A 551-nucleotide genomic window follows, 5' to 3' on the forward strand; every position below is an offset into this window, starting at 1 on the left:
TCGAAGTTCGTGCAGAGCGAATCGGCAAAGCGCTTCAGGTTGCCGACCGTATCGCGCAGGTTGTAGTCGTAGGTGACGAGAAAGGCTTTCACCGTCCAGGTCGGCACGTCCTCCTTCAGCCAGTTCGGGTAGCTCGACACGTGAATGGTTGCCGGATAGTAGGTTTGCTTCGCGCGCGCCGTTTCCGGGGCGTTGGGGTCGACGCGCAGGAAGCGGATCTGCTGCAGCAGTTCGGGGTTCATGTCGGTAAAGAGCTTGGCGGGTTGCCCGGCGACGATGATCGCCACATCGATCTTCTTGACGATGAGCGCCGCAAGTGCGTCTTCATTGCTCAGGTGCTGCGCGTTCTGTTCGGGAATGGGCTGGCCGAACATGAGGCGGTAGAGCGTCGTTGCCGACTGCGCGGTGCCGCTGCCGATCAGGCCCACGCTCATCACCTTGTCCTTGATCTCGTTGATGTTCTTCATCGGCGAGTCGTTACGCACGACGAAGTAAATCTCCTCGTCATAGAGCGGCATGATGAGCCGCAGCGGCCGTATCAGTGTGCCGGC

At 60.1% G+C, this 551-nt stretch carries 1 protein-coding gene; it reads right to left on the reverse strand.

What is annotated here, in order from left to right:
- The coding region (locus tag U5A52_RS43060; protein ID WP_321940504.1) for a TAXI family TRAP transporter solute-binding subunit at positions 1 to 551 on the reverse strand (551 nt) is incomplete at both ends.

The organism is Paraburkholderia sp. J8-2 (genome assembly GCF_905220195.1).
Taxonomy (GTDB): domain Bacteria; phylum Pseudomonadota; class Gammaproteobacteria; order Burkholderiales; family Burkholderiaceae; genus Paraburkholderia.